We start from the raw sequence: 15,777 nt of genomic DNA, 5'->3' as shown, positions 1-15,777 counted from the left end.
CGACGAGGAACTCATGTTGTCGTATTCCGCTGGCGATATGGAGGCTTTCGAGGAGCTGTACGGGCGACACAAGAGCCGGGTCTTCGGGTTTCTGATGGGCAAGCTCAAGGATCGGAGCGAGGCCGAGGACACGTTCCAGGCAATTTTTGCCAAGCTCCATCAAAACCGGCATCGATATCGGCAGGACATTCCGTTTTTGCCCTGGCTCTTCACGATATCCAGGAACGCGGTGATCGACCATGTCCGCAAGAAGGCCGCCCGACGGAAGTACGTGACCGACTCGGAGTATCCCATGGAGTCCTATGCGGACCCCGACCAGGGCCTTGGCTCCATGGACGAAGTCCTGTCCGAACTCGCGCGATTGAGCGAAAGCCAGCGTCAGGCGCTGGAACTACGGTTCAGCCAGGGATTGACCTTTGCCGAAATAGCCGAACGCATGCAGACTTCGGCGGACAATTCCCGCCAGATCATCAGCCGGGCCGTTCGCAAGCTGCGGAGTCTCATTGCGGGCAGGGGAGGGAAACATGAACAGGATTGATACAGAGCGGATGCGTCTGCGTGAATTCGCCGAGTTTGTCGACGCTGGCCGGGTCGTCCCGTCGGCGGGAATGGATGACGCCGTGCTCGGAGCCGTGGCCAAAGACCTTCGCCCCGCGCCCTGGAGGGTTTTCTCCAAGCTGACGCTCATCGGCGTTGCCACCGGTTCGACGACATTGGCCGTCTGCCCGCAATTCGGCTTGGGTTCCGGTTCGCACAACGCGTTCCTGCATGAGATTCACGCCGCGACCTCGCCTGCGCTTTTCTATCTGCTGTGCGGGATGCTCTTTGTGACCCTCGGCGCCATATTGAGCGGATGCTGGCTGACACGGAATGAAATCAACGCCGTCGGCAGGGCCGTCAACCGATACTTTGCCGCATATTGCATTCTCGCCTACGTGACCCTGGTCACACTTGGCCCCGAGATTTTTGCGGCAAGCTCCCTGACCTGGATTGTCGGAGCCCTGTTGAGCAATGTCGTCTGCTACGGATCAGTTGTCAGGCTGCGGCACGCCTGGGGGACGCGATGATGCGGCGTAGGTGAGGGCTGTGTTTCAAGGGGTCTGAACTTTGGATTCATAATACCAGATCGTCGCGCGATAAAATGCATAGCCGTGATCTAACCGGGTCATGCTGTCGGCAAAAGTCTACTTGCTAGGCACCTCTGAACGCTGGAAAGACTACACCCCATTTGTTCGGCGATTTTTCGAAAAGGCACGCCCTGTTTTCGGAGTTCTTTTACTCGTTCCCGGTCTATGGTTTGTTTCCTGCCACCTTTGCCGTGCTTGTACTTCCCGGCCTCCTTAGCACGCTCGATCCCTTCTCGCTGTCTCTCCCGGATGATGTTCCGCTCAAACTCAGCAAACGATCCCAGTACCTGAAACAGGAGTTTGGCGAACGGGTCTTGTGTGCCGTGGTTTTGGAAGGTTAGCCCCTCCTTGAAAAACTTCACGGTCACACCCTTTGCGAGCAGAGTGTCGATCAGGTTTTGGAGATCTTGGAGGCTGCGGGCAAGCCTGTCTATGGAGTGCACCCAGAGCGTATCGCCTTCGCGGAGGTATTCAAGGCATTCCTTAAGGGCTGGGCGGTTTGTGTCCTTACCACTGGTCTTGTCTTGAAAAATCTTGGTAAACTGCTGGCCGCACTCTGGGCCGAGCTGTCTTCCCGTGTTCTGGTCTGAGCTGCTTACTCGGATGTAGGCAATGTGTCCGTGAGTCATGGAATCCTGATGATCCTTGCTAGTGGTGGGGGTTGATATCCGTCATGTACCCGCAACATTTCTAGGAGTCTAGGAGGAGCGTACCCGGAATAAAAAATTTCCTGACTATCGGTACACATTTTTTGTACCCATTTCGTACCCGGTATGAGTGTACTTGATTGAGTGCGAAAAAATTTCGGAGGGTGCTCACCGTGGAGCGCGGGGCTGTCTGTGTTGGTCGAAGATAAAGAACAAAAAAGTGCGATGCTAAATCATTGCCTGACTCGTAATCAATAGTGCGGAAATTAGTTGCAAGTCCTTGCGGATGAGTATTATGGGATTCGAGCAGGAGTACTTTTACAATGACTTTGAATGCATTCATGTTTTTTTAATTCTGTCGAGGAAGAGTATATGAAGCTTGCTGATATCAATTGGGGTGATGATAGTGCAGAGCGCGATCCTGCATTGCTGTGCTATTTTGTTCATACTGCAGCATTTCAGCGTTTAAAAGATAAACAAAAAAGCATAATTATAGGAAGAAAGGGGTCTGGGAAAAGTGCTGTGCGTAAAAAACTAGAGCAGCATTTTTCTTCCGATCTAGGAACGCATGTTATTAATATGTCTCCAAGTTATAATGCTGTCCGGAATGTTCTCAATGATACTGATATAATAAATAGTTTCGGTACTGAAATTTTTTTTCAACACACGTGGATTCGGCAGATATTTTTAGACTGCCTGTGCAAGTTCGGAGATAAGATAAAAGGGAAATTTGCTACCGCAAGTGCTGAGTTTGCTAGAGATATATCCGTACAAATGAACAGAACTTCTAAGGATTTCGTCGAGAATATAGCGGATGTATTAACTCGTATAAAAGGGAAAGTTGATGGCCTTGGTGAATTTGGATTATCTTTAGAGAAAGAATTGAGGAATATCGCAGATGTAGATGCGCTTGAGCACCATATGAGAGTTCTGACAGGTGAAGGCGCTAAATTTGTCATTCTTATTGATGACCTCGATTTGGGATGGAATAACAGCGAGGCGGCGAATAACTTACTCCTCGGTCTTCTCTCTGCTACAAATTACATATCTTCTGTTTCGCACAATATATATATATGTATTTTTTTGAGAGAAGATATATATGAAATATTAATCACGAAGACGCAACACTCAGACAAATATCGCAACGTAGAGCGTATACGTTGGGAAATTCAAAATTTAATGTCTATTTTAAATGAAAGAATTAATTATAATAGAGTAAGAATGTCTGCTCATAAGTTAGATAATCCATTTTATTCTGTATTTCCTCAAACAATTGGGACGTCTGTCACAGAGAACTGGATGTATGAAAGGACGCTCGGTCGTCCTAGAGAGCTAATTCAGTTGTCGAGATACTATACAGAGGCTGTTGAATATGAAGAGCCAAGTGTAGAAAGTTTGAAGTCTTGTGAATACAGCTATTCTGAATGGAAGTTAGATGATTTATGCGCTGAATACTCGAATCAATATCCTGGTCTTGTAGACGTTTTTTCTTATTGGAAGACAAAGTTTTTTAGAATCAAATATCATTTAAAGAAGTCAGAAATAGACGATATGCTTTTGTCTATATTGTCTGATCTGGATTTGCGAGAAGATTGGTTTCTCGCAATCGTGAAAGATACTGATACAACGAAGCTTCTTCAGACTTTATATGAGATCGGATTTATTGGTGACTTTGTGCTTGGCGGTGAGGGTGGAAGTAAAACTGTTTATTCCTATCAGGGGCGGCATGTTCCAAGATTTGAAGAAGTTCAAATCCATCCTTGCTTTCGTAAGGCAGTAGGAACTGTAGAACGGATTCGAAATCGAGGTCAATCTGTAGAGTTAGACACATAGCTTGTACATTTGACTCTGGCAGACTGTTGCCCCCCCCCCCATAGGGACCACCTACCCCGGTAGGGTGCACCAGTATCATCCCTCTGCTCTCGCATTTTTGATGCAGATTGGTTCAGATGTGTTGGGGATGTACGGCCTGAGAAGCGACGAACGCTGTGCCTTTCCGTATTTAGTATCTATATTTCAGGTGTTTATATAATAATGTTTCACAAGAATCGGCTAATGTTTTACGCGTAGGGGTGAATTTACTTCTCGGCATTCGTTGGGTACATTTACAATCGACTTCATGACCATGAGTGGTCCAAAGTACGTGTCCATTTTTTCGCCAAGAGGATATTGTTGAACAAGTCGCGTAGGCAAAAATATAATTAAATCAGGGTGTAAGGTGGATTGAGAGCGTTGGACTTCTGTTTTTTGGTTCACAGTTGATAGTCCCACCCTCTCCGCCATTTTTTTTCAACTATCACAAATAGTTGCGATATAAAAACGGCAGGAATCTCCAAGTCCGCACGGATACATACGGCGGATACATAATCGGAGAAACCTGCCGTGAGTCGTTTTGAAGCCCAGCCTTAAGCCTCCGTCAATTCTGCTTCTTTAGGCAACCCGAATGGGAAGCCCTTCTGCACAATTCGTTCTCGTCTTTGCGCCTCCGTCTCTTGCCATTTGGAGTTGCAGTGGTGATTATTTTGGGAGCCGTTGCTTTTCGGCCCAGCTTTCTGCAGGCTGATTCTATCTGAATAGACCCGTCATATATCCTAGTTGCGGAATATGCGGCGGATTCAGGCATAAGTCTCTTTTCGGCCGGTCCTATAATGTTGTATTTTTTTTCACAAAATCAGAATGTTACGAAATACTATTCGCAGGATCATCTTGGCGTAATCGTTGCTGGATCAAGGTGTTGCCGAGCAGGAACGCTTTCCCTGGTATGACCTGGCTGGGGATAGCGTCTTCGGATAAATGTCTCCTTTTTGCCGATATGCAAACATGCTGACCACGGCGGATTTAGTTCGCGTGAACGAACCGGATTCGCCATTCAAAGCCAGTTTGACACTGTATCAGGAGAGTCACTCATGAAGATGCTTCAACCAATCAACGCGTTTATCGTTTGCCTGTTTTTGCTCCAGCCCTTTTTGGTTCATGCGGAGGATCTTGAACCTGCCGCCGATTCTGCGCTCATTGCGGTGGACATTTCACCTCCTGGGGTCACGGATATCTGGTCGGGCGCGATGGGCCACGGCTTTCGCGCCGGGACGCAGACGTTTCGCCTCGGTGTCGGAATGGGATACGGAATCAAGATTTTCGGAGCCCAGGAGCGGCACGACCTCCTCCCGATGACGGTTTCTTACGGTCGTATGGTCGGCGATGTCGTGGGCGTCGGACAATGGTACGGAGGAAATTTCGAAGTGCGCGGGGAGGTCTTTCTCGCTCCGCAGGTCAATTCCGATGGCTACTGGACCGTCGGACTGACGCCCCATCTGCGCTATAACTTTGCCACCGGCACACGCTGGATTCCCTACGTCGATATCGGTATTGGCATTGCGTTCACCGAAATCCGGGCCCCCGATCTGGGCGCATCGTTTCAATTCAATGAACAAGCGGCGGTTGGAGTGAACTATTTTTTCACCGACGACGTTGCGGTCAACTTTGAGATCCACTTTCTTCATCTTTCCTCTGCCGGTCTGTCCAAACCCAACCAAGGGGTGAACACGCTGGGGCCTTGCATAGGAGTGAATTGGTTTTTTTGAGTTGCGGCGATGTTGTGCCGTCAGATTTCAACGGGCAATAATGAATTGGCCAGCTTTTATTGAAACTTCAAAAAGTGCTGTAAAGTCTGCTCAGTCTTCTCCCATCCTCTTCCTCATTATTTAAAATCCCCCCTGCTTTCCTAAATCCAAGGAAAACAGGGGGGATTCGTTTTGAGGGGAGCTGACAGATTATTGCTTGATCATGGGTTGATCGCAGCACACGAGTTCTCCCGCACCGCCTTCCTGCACGAGTACGACGGCACCACACGCTTCACATTTGTAAACTTCACCTTTTTCCGAAGACATAGAATTCTCCTTGTTGAATGTTGTGGTGGATTATAATTTTTCACAAGGGGCATGCTGCTTGGGCGTTGCGAACGCTTATGAGTAAGCAGCTTGAATCAGTGATGATATCGAGGAGGGGAGCGAACGCAGTGTTTCAGCAACCGGGGACCAATCCTGTATCTGTGATGATTCTACGGAATGTTGCGAATTGGGAAGACCATAACAGTGTGTCGGTTTTTGTGCAATAGCTCGGCCTTGAATGTGCGGGCGTTCTTTCTTTTGTGCTTTTTCCCTGTACTTGCAGGGGCTAAGGCCAGACTTCCCTTTCCTTTCGCCCATGCTTTCTTCGGTGCCCAGAACGGAGAATTTGCCCTGTGTTGGCGTTTTCTAAAAAAGTTGATCGGCCCTGGGCTTTGCAGCACAGGACCGATCAGATGAGGAAGTGAGCCGGTCGCCCGGCCAAGGCCAGAGGGGGCAGGCCGCTAGTAGGGCTGCTGGCCGGTGTTCGGGTTGACGCGGATTTCCACGCGGCGGTTCATCTGGCGGCCTCCAGGGTTGTCGTTGGAAGCCACGGGCCGGGATTCCCCGTAGCCCACGGCGCTTATCCGGGCTGGACTCACTCCGCGTTCCGTGAGCAGGCGCTGCACGCTCCAGGCGCGCCGTTCGGACAGCCCCTGGTTGTAGGCGTCGGAGCCGGTGCTGTCCGTGTGCCCTTCAACCACGATGGTTGTCTGGGGGTACTTGACGAGAATCTGGGCGATGCGTTCGATTTCGTTGTACAGACCGGGCAAAACCACGTCGGAGTCCACGTCGAAGGTCACGTCTCCCTTGAGGGTCAGGGCCAGAAGGTCGCCCTCGCGCCGGATCGCCACCTCTTCGGACTGGGCCAGGGCCTGTCGCATTTCCGCTTCCTGGTTATCCATCATGCGTCCGACTCCGGCCCCGGTCAGGCCGCCGATGGCTGCTCCGGCAGCGGCGCCGATGGCCGCGCCCTTGGCATCGCGGCCGATGATACCGCCCAATACCGCGCCGGCGACAGCGCCTCCGCCCGCACCGTACACGGCGCCCTTGGTGGTCTTGGACTGCTGGTCCATGGTGGCGCAGCCGGTCGCTGCGAACACGACGATCAATGCGATCATAAAGAATTTTTTCATGGTGATGCCTTCCTTTGAGGCTGATGTTTTTGGCTGATTTTTAAATATAAATCTGTTCCCATGCATCGTCAACTTTTGCGCTGGCAACGCGATGCCACCGTATCCGAGACATAACGCAAACAGCAAGCCATGTCATGCGGTCTGGGCAGAAAACAAGGGGTTTTGGCCGTAAAGAAGAAGGTCCCTGCCCATGGATTGGGCGCTGTGGTAGAAGGCGAAGAACTGCACGAGCTTTTGCAGATGAAAGCGTCTGGTCGCCCCTTCCTTGCGCAGTTCACGCAGTCTCGTTTCGGACTCGCTTAGACCCTTTGCCAGCAAATCCGTTTGCGGCGTCCGGCCGGAAGCGATGTCCCGCATGCTCTCCACCGTGACGGAGGCGAGCTCGCGCAGTTCCCGGTCCATGAGGATCTCGTAGCCCTGTCCCTGCTCGTTGTTCAGGGCCTGGAGCATGGTTTGCAAGTGTGCGTGGCATTTTTCAAGCGTGCGGACCTTGAGGCCCAAAAGGTCGGTATCCTCGTGGTACATCCGTCGCTCATGGCGCAGCACCTTCTGGAAGAGGGCGCGGTCTTCCATGATATCGGTCTGGAACTGGTCCAGAAGGTTGGGGTCGAGCCCGGACTGCATGGCCAGGAAGGCGTTCATGATGGCTTCGTAATGCCTGGCGCAGTCTCCGAAGCGCATCATGAGCCTGGCCTTGAGGGCGGTGCCCGCGCGCACCGGCCACAGGGCGATGCTGACCAGGAAGGCCGCGGCCACGCCCACGCCGATCTCCACGACGCGGAGCATGCCGAAGACGATGCGGTCGTCCTGGTCATACCCGGCCAGGACGACGACGCAGACGGTGATGGCCGCCATGCGGTATCTGGCGTTGTAGCGCGTCATGTATGCGCAGAAAGTCACCGAGAGGAAAAGGGCCAGAACGGTCATGGGTTGCGTCTGGGGAAAGATCAGGATGGCCGCCAGTCCGATGACGGCCCCGACGGCCGTACCGGAGAAGCGGTACAGGCACATTTGCACGGAGTCGGCGACATAGACCTGCATGACGATGACGGCGGATAATGCCGCCCAGTACCCGAATTTCAGATCGAGCAGGTATGCCGCGCCATAGGCCAGCACGGCGGCGATGCCGGTTTTCAGGCCATGGCGGATCATGGCCGGATGGGAATCCGGATCGATGAACGGCATGTCCGGTTTTTCCGAATGCGTCCGGGGAGCTGGGCTCGGGTCAGAGGAATTGTCGGCGTTCGTGCTCATGCGTGTTTTCTCCAAGCCAGGGTCGAAGCCATGGCGTCATTCCCATCCCTTGGTCCATCCCGCCCGGAAAGTCCATTTCGCCCATTTCCGTCCAGCCCCGCGCCTTGGGCCAGCAGAACCGATTTGCGCATTGCCGCCCCCTGCATTATGCTTGCGGGCGTACGTACCCATTCCACTTCAGCAAAAGCGTGACCCTATTGACCTCACTCACCCCGGAACAACTCGCCAAGGCAGACGCCTTCATAGCCGAACACCGCGACATCCCAGGCTCCCTCATCACGGTCCTGCGGCTCTGTCAGGATATCGCCGGATATTTTCCGCTCGAACTCATCCGGCATATCGCAGACGGGATGGAGCTGCCTGTGTCCAAGGTTTACGGAGTCGTCTCCTTTTATTCGACTTTTTCCCTCAAGCCCAAGGGCCGCCACACGGTGCGCGTCTGCACCGGAACGGCCTGTTATGTACGCGGGGTGCGGGAGGTTCTGGACCGGGTCGAACACCGTTTCGGGGTCAAGGCCGGGGGCTCGTGCGAAAGCGGGCGCTTCAGCCTTGAGCCGGTGCGCTGTCTGGGCGCCTGCGGGCTGGCGCCGGTCATGGTCGTGGACCGCGACACCCACGGCGGGGTCACGCCCGATTCGGCCTGCGCCATTCTGGAGGAATACAAATGACCCCGGCCATGAAGCTTGACCGAGCGGGTCTGACGGCATTGCGGGACCGGGAGCGGGAACTTCTGAAGACGGCCGCTCCGCGCATATTCTGCTGCAGCGGTACGGGCTGCCACGCCACGGGCTCCATCCCGCTCATCGAGGCCCTGCGGGATGAGGCCGCGCGGCAGGGCGGTGGGGTGCAGGTCGTCGAGACGGGCTGCAACGGCTTCTGCGCCCTGGGCCCGGTGGTCGTCATGCAGCCCGGCGGCATTTTGTACTGCAAGGTGCGCGTGGAGGATGCCGCCGACGTGGTCGTCTCGGCCGGGGGCGAGCCCGTGGAGCGCCTGCTGTACCGGGACCCGAAGGGCAAGGCCGTGGCCTCCATGGACGAGATCCCCTTTTTCGCCCTGCAACGGCCCCGGACCCTGCGCAACAAGGGCCGCATCGACCCCGAGAACATCGGCCACGCCATCGCCCATGACGGATACCAGGGGCTGGCCAAGGCCCTTTTCGACATGGACCCGGCAGGCATCGTCGAGGAAATGCGCGCTTCCGGCCTGCGCGGACGCGGCGGGGCCGGTTTTCCCACTGGCCTGAAATGGAAGTTCGCGGCCGCCTCGCCCGGCGACCTCAAGTACGTGCTCTGCAACGCCGACGAGGGCGATCCCGGCGCGTTCATGGACCGCTCCATCCTCGAGTCCGACCCGCACGCCGTTCTCGAAGGCATGCTCGTCGCGGCCGTGGCCATCGGTTCCCGCCAGGGCTACATCTACTGCCGCTCCGAATATCCCCTCGCCATCAAGCGCCTGACCATAGCCATCGGCCAGGCCCGGGAACTGGGGTTGCTGGGCGAAAACATCCTGGGCAGCGGTTTCTCCTTCGACCTCGAGATCTACCAGGGCGCGGGCGCCTTCGTCTGCGGCGAGGAGACGGCGCTCATGCGTTCCATTGAGGGAAAGCGCGGCATGCCCGTCCCCCGGCCGCCGTTCCCGGCGCAGAAGGGGCTGTGGGGCAAGCCGACCATCCTCAACAACGTCGAGACCCTGGCCAATGTCAGCCGCATCATCCGTCTTGGCGGGGCGCACTACGCGAGCGTAGGCACCGAGGGCAGCAAGGGCACGAAGGTTTTTGCCCTGTCCGGCGACGTGAACAACATCGGGCTGGTCGAGGTGGACATGGGCACGCCTCTGTCCGTGCTGGTCAACGACATCGGCGGCGGGGTGCCGGGCAAGCGCAAATGCAAGGCCGTGCAGCTCGGCGGGCCTTCGGGCGGGAGCATCCCGGCGCACCTGCTGGACACGCCCGTGGACTACGAGGCCATCAGCCAGGCCGGGGCCATCATGGGGTCGGGCGGGGTCATCGTCATGGACGACCGCACCTGCATGGTCGACATGGCCCGCTTCTTCATGGACTTCATCCAGGACGAGTCCTGTGGCAAGTGCACGCCCTGCCGGGAGGGGACCAGGCGTCAGCTCGAAATCCTGACCCGCATCTGCGAGGGCAAGGGCGTCCCCGGGGACCTGCGAATCCTGGAGGACCTGGCCGCGGTCATCACCGACGCCTCCCTGTGCGGTCTGGGCCAGACCGCGTCCAATCCGATCCTTTCGGCCCTGCGCCACTTCCGGGACGAGTTCGAGGCGCACATCAACGAAAGGCGCTGCCCTGCCAAGCGCTGCGTGGCCCTGCTCAGGTTCGAGGTCCGGGAGGATCTGTGCCGCAAGTGCGGGCTGTGTCACAAGGCGTGCCCGGCCGGGGCCGTGATCTGGGCCAAGAAGCAGGTCGCGCGCATCGACCGGGAAAAATGCGTGCGATGCCTGGCGTGTTTCCAGGCCTGTCCCTTTGACTGCATCGAATGACGGGAGCGCCATGGAACTGACCATCAACGACATCACCTGCACCTTCACTCCCGGCCAGACCATTCTGGAGGTGGCCACGGCGCATGGCATATTCATACCGACCCTGTGCCACCTGCCGAACTGCACGCCCACCGGAGCCTGCCGCATCTGCGTGGTGGAGGTCCGGGGGGCGCGCACCCTGGTCGCATCCTGTGCGGCTCCGGCAGCCGAGGGCATGATTGTCGGCACCGACTCCGACCGTGTGCTCCGCGCCCGAAAGACCATTCTGCGCCTCATGCTCGACTCTGGAAACCATGACTGCCTGCTCTGCCCGGCGGCGGGAGACTGCGTTCTGCAAAGCCTCGCGTTCCGTTACGGGGTTGGCACCGGCACCTTCGGGCGGCCCAAACCGCGCCATCGCCCCGAGACCGGCAATCCGTTCATTGTGCGCGATTTTTCCAAATGCATCCTGTGCGGCCGCTGCGTGCAGGCCTGCAACGAGGTGCAGGTCAACGAGGCCATCGATTACGGTTATCGCGGGGCCGCCACCAAGATCGTGGCCGGTTGCGACTCCACCCTGGGCGAGTCGGACTGCGTTTTTTGCGGCGAATGCCTGCAGGTCTGCCCGGTGGGTGCGCTGAGCATTCATGATGCGCGCGGCAAGGCCCGGCTGTGCGAGACGCGTCCGGTACGCACCACCTGTCCGTATTGCGGCGTGGGCTGTCAGATGGATGTGCATGTGAAGGACGGGCGCATCCAGCATGTGCTGGGCGCCATGGACGGGCACAACGAGGGCAGCCTCTGCGTGAAGGGCCGTTTTGCCCTGGATTTCACCGCGCATCCCGAGCGCCTGAGGGCTCCGCTGATCCGCCGCGACGGCGAGCTTGTCCCGGCCGGCTGGGACGAAGCCCTTGATCTGGTGGCTTCGCGTCTTCTGGCCCTGCGCGAGGAGCATGGACCGCGCAGCCTGGGTTTTCTGGCCTCGGCCCGCTGCACCAACGAGGAGAACTATCTCTTCCAGAAGCTGGCGCGCTGCATGGGCACCAACAACGTGGATCACTGCGCGCGGCTGTGCCATGCCTCCTCCCTGGAGGCGCTGGTGCAGGCCTTTGGCAGCGCCTCGCCGACCAATGTCATGGCCGATGTGGTCAACGCCGAGGTGATCCTGGTCACCGGCTCCAACACCACCGAAACGCACCCCGTGTTCTCAAGTCGCATCAAGCGCGCCGCCCGCTCAGGCGCCACGCTCGTGGTCGCGGACCCGCGCGAGATCGGCCTGACCCGCCACGCCGATCTCTGGCTGCGGCCCAGACCCGGCACCGACATCGCCTGGATCAACGGCCTCATGCACGTCATTTTGAGCGAGGGTCTGGAAAACCGTGACTTCATAGATCGCAGGACCGAAGGGTCCGAGGAGTTGCGCGAGGCCCTGGCCGTCTATACTCCGGCATACGTGCAGACCGCGACCGGAATTCCGGCCGCCGACCTTGTTCGGGCGGCGCGTCTTTACGCCCGGGCGGGGGCGGCGACGATCCTGTACTGCATGGGCATCACCCAGCACACCTGCGGCACGGACACGGTGCTGGCCCTGGCCAATCTGGCCATGCTCTGTGGTCAGGTGGGCCGGCCGGGAGCGGGGATCAATCCGCTGCGGGGACAGAACAACGTGCAGGGCTCCTGCGACATGGGCGGATTGCCGGGCGTTCTGCCCGGGTATGGGCGGGTGGACGACGATGCGGCCCTGGGGCGGATTGAAGGCCTGTGGAAGATGTCCCTCTCCAAGACTCCGGGCCTGACCGCCACGGAGATGTTCGCCTCCCCGGAGCTGCGGGCCATGTACATCATGGGCGAGAACCCAGCCCTGTCGGACGCGGACGCGTCGCATGCGCAGGCTCGGCTCGCGGCCCTTGATTTTCTGGTCGTGCAGGACATCTTCCTGACCGAGACCGCGCGGCTTGCCGATGTGGTCCTGCCGGCCGCGTCCGCGCTCGAAAAGGACGGCACCTTCACCAACACCGACCGCCGCGTGCAGCGTGTGCGGGCGGCCGTGCCGTGCCCGGGAGAGGCGCTTCCGGACTGGCGCATTCTGAATCTTCTGGGCCCGCGCCTGGGCGTACCCATGGGCTATGACCGTCCCGAGGAGATCATGCGCGAGATCGCCCTGGCCGCCCCCATCTACGGCGGCATCGATTACCGGCGCATCAGGCGGGAGGGGATCGTCTGGCCCTGCCCGGACCAGGCCCATCCCGGCACCCCCATCCTGCACCGTGAGACCTTTCCCCGGGGCCTGGGGCGCTTCATACCCACGCATCCGCAAGCACCGGCGGAGGTGCCGGATGAGATGTATCCCTTTGTGCTCGGCACGGGCCGGGTGCTTGAGCATTACCACACCGGCACCATGACCCGCAAAAGCGAGGGGCTGAATCGCATCGTGCCCGAATGTTTCGTGGAGATGAATCAGGAGGACGCCGCGCGCCTGGGGATCGCGCATGGGCGGCGGGTGCGGGTGGCGTCCCGGCGGGGGGAGATTTCCGTCAGGGCCGAGGTCACGGACCGGGTGGCCAGGGGGCACCTCTTCATCCCGTTCCACTTCGCCGAAGCCGCGGCCAACGTCCTGACCAACCCGGCCCTTGATCCCCTGGCCCGGATTCCGGAGTTCAAGGTCTGCGCCGTGCGCGTGATCCCGGAATAGCAGGCCGCCCCAAAACGGCGATCTGCTGCGTCAGCGAAAAAATCCAGACCGCTTATGTATGCGCAATACACTGCGTGCCCTGAATTTTTTCCCTTCCTTGCATCTCACCATTTTTGATCGGCCTGCGAATTTTGAATTTTTGAGTCAGATGGGCTGCGTCATTCGACGGCCACGAACCAGGCCCGGAACTCGCGCCCGGGTTTGAAGCCCACGCCCACCGCCCCCTTGTGCAGGTACAGGCAGTAGGCCCAGTCCGGCGAGTAGGCGCTGCTGGTCGAGGACCAGTAGGCTTCCTGCGGGTTCTCGAAGGGATGCCCGGCGGGCAGGGCCGGGTCGTGCCGCTCGGCGTCGACAAGGGACTCCAGTTCCCGGATGTTCGGCAGGCGCCAGTGCAGATCGCCTTCGCGGTGCCTCCTGGCCGCCTCCAGCGCCTCCTCCCATGTACACACCCCGCACAGGTCCGCCGAGCGCGTCCACAGCAGTCCCGTCAGCAGGTCGCGCACGCCCGCGTCCTTCGGCGCAAAGCGCGGTTCGGGCCAGGCCGCGCCCTTGAGCAGCTCCGCGTCCTGCCCCGTCCCCTCGCAGCCCACGACATTCCCGGACACATCGCGGCACGTTCGCTGCCCGGTCCGCGTCAGGAGCGGGCTTTCCCCGCGCACGGGCCAGACCATGGCGTCGCGCGTCTTGTCGCCGTAGAACATGCGTCCACCCTCCAGGTGCACGTGCCAGGCGTAGCCCGGCGCGCGGCTGGCCGTGGTCGAGGTCCAGTACCAGGTCTGGCTGACCGTGAACGGATGCTGCGCGGGCAGGGCGGGGCGATGGTGGTTGTAGCTGATCAGGCTTGAAAGTTCCCGGCGATTGGGCAGGCGCCAGTCGGCATGGCCGAAGGCGTGTTCCTCGTTCATCCGGGCCACGGCCGAGAGCGCCTCGGGCCAGGACATGGGGAAGTCTCCGATGCTTGCAGTGCGGGGCCAGACGAGGCCCGTCAGGAGGTCCTGCGCCAGGAGGTTTTCCAGCAGTCTGAACCTTGGATCGGGCCAAGCAAGTCCGGTCCGAAACTCTCCGTCCTGACCGCTGCCCGCGCAGTCCACGGGGAGCCCCTTGGCGTTGAAACACACGGTCTGGCTGGTGGCCAGGATATGACGAACGGGGTGGGATGCCATGCCGGGCCTACTCGGCGCAGTCCACGCACCGCGTGGCTTCGGGCATGATCAGAAGGCGCCCGGCGGCGATGTCCTCGCCGCATTCGGTGCAGATCCCGAAATTGTCGTTGTCGATTCGGTCCAGAGCCCGTTCGAGGCGCATCAGCGTGCGCTTCGAATCGGTCAGGCGCTGGCCGCTGATGGCCTGATTGGCCATGGAATCCATGCGTGACAGCCGTCCGATGGGTTGGTCCAGGGAAACGGGCTTGGAGGTTTCCTCAAGTTGGGCGATGGTGATCCGGAGTTCCTGCATGCGCTTTTCGATGCGCGTCTTGATTTCCCGGCGCTGTTCAGGGGTCATTTTTGGTCCTTGAATAGGTTGGGCGGCCCCTCCTTTCCCTTGGAGAGGACGCGCGACGTGAACGCCCAGTATAGAAGCCAAAGCGATGCAGGGTCAATGTGTACGGAGAAATACGGGCATGAAGCATGGATCCCCGCCTTCGCGGGGATGACCTCCAGGTAGTGTGAATGTTTCGAGATTTTTTTTCCTACGTCGGCATTCGCAAACAACATGCGTGTCAGCACCCCGTCATCCCCGCGAAGGCGGGGGATTCGACTAGCTCGGCGTTCTCCGAGTTTTTGGGTGACCGTCATCCCCGCGAAGATGGGGAATTCATGGCCGAGAGCGCCCCGTAGGCCCGGCTTCCTTCAGTCATCCCCGCGAAGGCGGGGATCCATGACTTTGATTGGGGAACACGACCGCTTCACTTCCTGATCGCGCAATGCATGAACGGGTCGCACCCATCGGTATGCGACCCGTTCATGTATTGTTTTCAAGCCGTTTTCTATCCGGGCGTGCGGAAGTAGATCATGGACTGGGCGCTCATCTTCTTGACGATCTCCTTGCCCTCGGCCTGAAGCTCCATCTTCAGGATCTCCTTTTCTCCGAAGCGGATGGCGTCGGTCAGGCAGACCTCCGCGCAGACGGGCTTTTCGCCCACATGCACGCGCTCCCAGCACAGATCGCACTTGTGGGCCTTGTTTCTGGCCGCGTCGAACTGGATGACCCCGTACGGGCAGGCCTCGATGCAGTCGCGGCTGCCTTTGCATTTGTCGGCCATGATGCGCACGATGCCGGTTTCGGTGTCCTTGACGATGGCTTCGGCCTTGCAGGCCTTGATGCACGCGGCATTTTTGCAGTGCTGGCAGGGCATGACCCAGGACTGGATGGCGATGTCCGGGTAGGTCCCCTGACGATCGCTCTCGACGCGCAGATAATAGGGCATCATGCCGGGCACGGCCGAGGCGTGGTCGACCAGGCCGTGGTAGTTTCGACAGGCCGCCACGCAGGTCTTGCAACCGATGCAGCGGTCCAGATCAATGGCGAGACTGAGTTGTTTCATGGCTTGCCTC

At 58.4% G+C, this 15,777-nt stretch carries 14 protein-coding genes; 7 read left to right on the top strand and 7 right to left on the bottom strand.

Annotated features, from left to right (window positions below):
- The first annotated feature begins 13 nt into the window (after positions 1-13).
- Positions 14-538, top strand: coding sequence for an RNA polymerase sigma factor (locus BMZ24_RS14995; protein WP_143077929.1), 525 nt, complete (start codon positions 14-16; stop codon positions 536-538).
- Positions 525-1,067, top strand: a complete 543-nt coding sequence (locus BMZ24_RS14990; protein WP_143077928.1) for a hypothetical protein — start codon at positions 525-527, stop codon at positions 1,065-1,067. Before BMZ24_RS14995 ends, BMZ24_RS14990 begins: the two co-directional genes overlap by 14 nt.
- A gap of 98 nt (positions 1,068-1,165) precedes the next feature.
- Here BMZ24_RS14990 and BMZ24_RS14985 read toward each other — a convergent pair whose 3' ends face one another.
- Positions 1,166-1,756, bottom strand: a complete 591-nt coding sequence (locus BMZ24_RS14985) for a recombinase family protein (RefSeq protein ID WP_092193571.1) — start codon at positions 1,754-1,756, stop codon at positions 1,166-1,168.
- Between the two features lie 390 nt (positions 1,757-2,146).
- On the opposite strand from BMZ24_RS14985, the gene BMZ24_RS14980 reads away from it, so the two are divergent.
- Together BMZ24_RS14980 and BMZ24_RS14975 are read left to right on the top strand one after the other, a co-directional pair.
- Positions 2,147-3,607 carry a P-loop ATPase, Sll1717 family gene (locus BMZ24_RS14980; RefSeq protein WP_092193570.1) on the top strand — a complete coding sequence of 487 codons (1,461 nt, stop codon included), beginning with the start codon at positions 2,147-2,149 and terminating at the stop codon, positions 3,605-3,607.
- A gap of 1,073 nt (positions 3,608-4,680) precedes the next feature.
- Positions 4,681-5,355: an acyloxyacyl hydrolase gene (locus BMZ24_RS14975; protein ID WP_092193569.1), complete on the top strand. Its 675-nt coding sequence runs from the start codon at positions 4,681-4,683 to the stop codon at positions 5,353-5,355.
- Positions 5,356-5,544: 189 nt separating this feature from the next.
- Here the strand turns inward: BMZ24_RS14975 and BMZ24_RS14970 are convergent, their stop codons facing one another.
- The 3 genes from BMZ24_RS14970 to BMZ24_RS14960 form a co-directional block, all read right to left on the bottom strand.
- The gene (locus BMZ24_RS14970) at positions 5,545-5,661 is read right to left on the bottom strand and encodes a desulfoferrodoxin FeS4 iron-binding domain-containing protein (RefSeq protein WP_092193568.1); all 117 of its coding nucleotides are present in this window, start codon (positions 5,659-5,661) and stop codon (positions 5,545-5,547) included.
- 461 nt (positions 5,662-6,122) lie between these two features.
- Entirely contained in the window at positions 6,123-6,794 is a 672-nt protein-coding gene (locus tag BMZ24_RS14965; RefSeq protein ID WP_092193567.1) for a YiaD family glycine zipper/OmpA-like lipoprotein, read from the bottom strand.
- A 132-nt stretch (positions 6,795-6,926) separates the two neighbouring features.
- A complete protein-coding gene (locus BMZ24_RS14960) occupies positions 6,927-8,048 on the bottom strand; it encodes an FUSC family protein (RefSeq protein ID WP_244150380.1) in 1,122 nt (373 codons plus the stop codon).
- A 188-nt stretch (positions 8,049-8,236) separates the two neighbouring features.
- Between BMZ24_RS14960 and BMZ24_RS14955 the strand changes: the two genes are divergently transcribed.
- From BMZ24_RS14955 to fdhF, 3 genes are read left to right on the top strand one after another with little or no spacing between them, the layout of a single operon-like run.
- Complete coding sequence (locus BMZ24_RS14955) at positions 8,237-8,716, top strand: NADH-quinone oxidoreductase subunit NuoE family protein (protein WP_167364150.1); 480 nt, start codon at positions 8,237-8,239, stop codon at positions 8,714-8,716.
- On the top strand, positions 8,713-10,551 hold the full coding sequence (gene nuoF, locus BMZ24_RS14950) for an NADH-quinone oxidoreductase subunit NuoF (RefSeq protein WP_092193566.1): 1,839 nt from the start codon (positions 8,713-8,715) through the stop codon (positions 10,549-10,551). The genes BMZ24_RS14955 and nuoF overlap by 4 nt, the downstream gene beginning before the upstream one ends.
- A gap of 10 nt (positions 10,552-10,561) precedes the next feature.
- Positions 10,562-13,222, top strand: coding sequence for a formate dehydrogenase subunit alpha (gene fdhF, locus BMZ24_RS14945; protein ID WP_092193565.1), 2,661 nt, complete (start codon positions 10,562-10,564; stop codon positions 13,220-13,222).
- Positions 13,223-13,380: 158 nt separating this feature from the next.
- On the opposite strand, the gene BMZ24_RS14940 is transcribed toward fdhF, so the two are convergent.
- The 3 genes from BMZ24_RS14940 to BMZ24_RS14925 all read right to left on the bottom strand — a co-directional run bounded on the left by BMZ24_RS14940 (position 13,381) and on the right by BMZ24_RS14925 (position 15,767).
- Positions 13,381-14,385, bottom strand: coding sequence for an Lcl C-terminal domain-containing protein (locus tag BMZ24_RS14940; protein WP_092193564.1), 1,005 nt, complete (start codon positions 14,383-14,385; stop codon positions 13,381-13,383).
- A 7-nt stretch (positions 14,386-14,392) separates the two neighbouring features.
- Positions 14,393-14,725 (bottom strand): TraR/DksA family transcriptional regulator, encoded by a 333-nt coding sequence (locus tag BMZ24_RS14935; RefSeq protein ID WP_092193563.1) that lies wholly within the window; start codon positions 14,723-14,725, stop codon positions 14,393-14,395.
- A 484-nt stretch (positions 14,726-15,209) separates the two neighbouring features.
- Complete coding sequence (locus BMZ24_RS14925) at positions 15,210-15,767, bottom strand: 4Fe-4S dicluster domain-containing protein (protein WP_092193561.1); 558 nt, start codon at positions 15,765-15,767, stop codon at positions 15,210-15,212.
- Positions 15,768-15,777 lie beyond the last annotated feature (10 nt).

The sequence above is a fragment of the Desulfomicrobium norvegicum genome, assembly GCF_900114595.1.
GTDB classification, from domain to species: Bacteria; Desulfobacterota; Desulfovibrionia; order Desulfovibrionales; family Desulfomicrobiaceae; genus Desulfomicrobium; species Desulfomicrobium macestii.
This window is presented reverse-complemented; position numbering and strand designations above follow the sequence as displayed.